This window comes from Segatella hominis (assembly GCF_004535825.1).
Classification (GTDB): domain Bacteria; phylum Bacteroidota; class Bacteroidia; order Bacteroidales; family Bacteroidaceae; genus Prevotella; species Prevotella hominis.
In genome coordinates this window covers 1-2846 of sequence record NZ_SGVY01000101.1, presented here as the reverse complement: position 1 = coordinate 2846, position 2846 = coordinate 1, and the positions used below count along the sequence as shown (strand labels likewise).

Below are 2846 nucleotides of genomic sequence, written 5' to 3'. Positions count from 1 at the left end.
AAGTTGATGATGTCGGCATGGTGCTCGGTGTCCTTGTTCTGTAGTCCGTGGCATTGTACGACTTTCATCTGTTCGAGTGAAAACTCCACGGTCTCAACCCTTTGTTCGGCTATTCTTGCAGAGAAGATGATGCAGTCGGGATTGAGTGAATAGTTTGTACCGCTGCCTACGCAATGATGCATCGCCTTACCCTCAAGAACGTGCTCCCTGACGCTTTCAAGCATTCTCACCACGATATTGCCGTCCGTGAACATCAAACCGAAGAAACGGCTCTTCATTTCCTTGAACTTGTCCTCGTTCTTCAATGCCTTGCGTATCTCCTCCTCGGTGCGCTCCTTTTCTTTCTTGGCTCTGATTTTCTCGGATATTCTGTCGTGCTCGGCTTCAAGGTTGTCGGGACAAATGTAATGTGGACTTCTGATGTCTTTGCCCATTTCTACCAACATACAGATGTAGTCTGCCCATTTGCCGATGTCTGTAATAAGGTAATGGTTGCGGTTGGCAATCTTGTAGGCATTCCAACAAGTTTCCAAGTGCCGTGGGTGGTCTATGAAGTGGCGGACGTGTCCGTAACGACATTGTTTCATCATCGTTTCGATGCGGTGGTCTGTCAGCATCGCCTTGAACAATGTAAGCGGTTCGATGCCGTGAAACGCTCCGTCAAAGCCGTTGCGCCATATCTGAGAAATGACTTTCATGTCGGGGCAAACCGGAAATGAAGCAATATGCTGATAGGTGGTGTTGTCCTTGCGCAGTTCAATGTCGGAGTCGTAGCAGAACGTGTCCATATAGATACCCATTGTGCGCTTGCGTGCCATAACCTCCACCTTGCCTTTTTCGTTCATCCAATATCGTGCCACCTCCCAACAATAAAAGTCTGCCTTTTGTCCCTTGCGGTAATAGGCTTTCATCTGAAATGCTCGCATAAGTTGCAGTCCCTTGCGCTCGGAGAGTACACTGAAATAGGTAGAAGACATTGCCTTCTGTCGCTTGGTGCGCTGCACTTCCAACTTTGCCTTACACTTCGGGCAGACACATTTGTCCGCATCCTCGTCCGTAGTCCAAGTGTGTCCGCAGTCCATGCAGGTGGTCTGTCCGTGCTTCAACTGAAAGGCATAGTGGTCAAGACATTCACGGAATGCCCATTGCATTTGCGCTCCCTTGATAGGTCGTAACCCCTTGTTTGAGGTTACGACTTGCTTCTGATATTTCGTTCTTGGTTTCATAACGTGTCGAATAATGATGGTTGGTGTACTTCTGTTTCCGTTCTCTGTGAGGTGCGCTTGGCGGTATCTCGGTTACGCATCTTGTTCATCTGCTCTTGCTGATATTGGCGGATGGCTTCCTGTCTTGCCTGTGCCTTCTCCTCCTCTGTGAGTTCGATGTGGTGGTTGACAGACACTTGGCAGTTCAATGGTTTGCCGACCTCGATGTCCTTCTCCTCGTAGTAGTGGATGGCTTGCCCATATATCTCGTCATCGCAAAAGCCGTTGCAACCGCTCTTCTGTACCCAATTAAGGATATAGGTGACGCAATCGTCTATGTTCTTGTCGGGGTTGTCATACTTGGCTGCAAAGAGTTCGTCCTCCATAGCACGCTCCTCCAAATAGGCTTGTATGGTTCTCTTGAAATATTCTGTAGTGTTCATATCTGATGTTGTTAAAGGGGTTGTTACTCGTGATAGATGATGTCGCAGTCCTCAACTTCTGTAGGCAGTCCGAAGAACGGATAATGGCTGAAGTAAGGTTCTGTGCACATGTCCTCGTTGTATCTTGGACTTACTATCTCTATATTGTTCTTGCGCATGGCTTCGTCCACCATACGGATTTCCTCGTCAGTCAGTCCGCTTGCATCGCCATTGATGATGTAGCAGAGTGCCCATGTAGGTATCGCTTCAATGCTTCTGTTCATATCGCTTGTACTTTAAAGTGTTAATAACCAAATGAATGTTCCAATCAGTACCACCATAGAAAGAATGGAAATGATGATGCCGAAGATGAACTTCACAATTCCCAATATGACTTCACCGACCATGCAGAGAGCCATATATCCCAACCAAGCCACCAAAGTGATGAGGGTTGAGCCGACTGCGGAGAGTAATCTCCACCAAGTCTGTGTTATGTTGATGTTTGTTGTCATATAGCCTTGAATTAAATTTATTTGCGGTTCCAGGAACTGAAGGGAAGTTCTCGTTTCTTCACCTTTTTGTCGCTCCCTTTTCCGACATTTTTTTTTGCGTCTTCCTGTCGCATCGGTCGTTTCGTTTCAGGTGCCTTTCAAGGGCGGCGAGGCTGGAAATACAAGGTTTTTCGGAAAAATACTACCCAACGGTGTGGAGATTTTTTCGAAAACCGAAGGCTCGACCTTTTATTTCCGAAGCCCGCTGCCATACCTTTGCACCTGCACGATAACGGTTGATGCCAAAAGGAAAGACCATGTGGAGGAAAGAAAAACAGAGCGGCAAATGAAAATAGAAACTTCACGGAAGTTTTTGGACTGCACGATTATCGCATACTCATTTCTGAGAAATGGATACAATTACTGTCTTGCAAATGTTTTTAGAAAAATGGAAATCGCATACAAGAATGGCACAGCCTTCAGAGAAATTCCGATGAAAGAAGAGTATGGCTTGTCCATGCTTCTTGCATCGGGTTTTCTCCAAGGCTGTGCAGCCAAGCATGAAAGTGGTCGTTGAGGTTTACATCAATGACTTCTTTCTTGCGGTGGAGTATGCAAACAAAATGGTACGGCAAATCAAGGAATGGTGTTTCTTTTGATCGGTTAGCCTGCAACCGACAAAAAGAAGCACTTTTCCTCATGCCGTACTACTGAGACATGAAAGGGTG

At 46.5% G+C, this 2846-nt stretch carries 5 protein-coding genes; 1 reads left to right on the top strand and 4 read right to left on the bottom strand.

What is annotated here, in order from left to right; genetic code table 11:
* The 4 genes from EXN75_RS17090 to EXN75_RS17075 all read right to left on the bottom strand — a co-directional run.
* Nucleotides 1-1226, bottom strand: a 1226-nt coding sequence (locus tag EXN75_RS17090) for a PcfJ domain-containing protein (RefSeq protein WP_134844728.1), incomplete at its 3' end; no start/stop codon positions are given.
* On the bottom strand, nucleotides 1223-1648 hold the full coding sequence (locus tag EXN75_RS17085) for a PcfK-like family protein (RefSeq protein ID WP_004312216.1): 426 nt from the start codon (nucleotides 1646-1648) through the stop codon (nucleotides 1223-1225). The genes EXN75_RS17085 and EXN75_RS17090, both read right to left, overlap by 4 nt.
* A 23-nt stretch (nucleotides 1649-1671) precedes the next feature.
* A complete protein-coding gene (locus EXN75_RS17080; RefSeq protein ID WP_022159259.1) occupies nucleotides 1672-1911 on the bottom strand; it encodes a DUF6926 domain-containing protein in 240 nt (79 codons plus the stop codon).
* A gap of 12 nt (nucleotides 1912-1923) precedes the next feature.
* Nucleotides 1924-2139, bottom strand: a complete 216-nt coding sequence (locus tag EXN75_RS17075; protein WP_005823733.1) for a hypothetical protein — start codon at nucleotides 2137-2139, stop codon at nucleotides 1924-1926.
* 427 nt (nucleotides 2140-2566) lie between these two features.
* Between EXN75_RS17075 and EXN75_RS18535 the strand changes: the two genes are divergently transcribed.
* Nucleotides 2567-2695, top strand: a complete 129-nt coding sequence (locus tag EXN75_RS18535) for a hypothetical protein (protein WP_255415916.1) — start codon at nucleotides 2567-2569, stop codon at nucleotides 2693-2695.
* Nucleotides 2696-2846: the final 151 nt, after the last annotated feature.

Bases quoted from the DNA above. Each gene is read 5' to 3' on its own strand.
- EXN75_RS17085 (WP_004312216.1), bottom strand. From the start codon at position 1,648: ATGAACACTACAGAATATTTCAAGAGAACCATACAAGCCTATTTGGAG.
- EXN75_RS17080 (WP_022159259.1), bottom strand. From the start codon at position 1,911: ATGAACAGAAGCATTGAAGCGATACCTACATGGGCACTCTGCTACATC.
- EXN75_RS17075 (WP_005823733.1), bottom strand. From the start codon at position 2,139: ATGACAACAAACATCAACATAACACAGACTTGGTGGAGATTACTCTCC.
- EXN75_RS18535 (WP_255415916.1), top strand. From the start codon at position 2,567: ATGGAAATCGCATACAAGAATGGCACAGCCTTCAGAGAAATTCCGATG.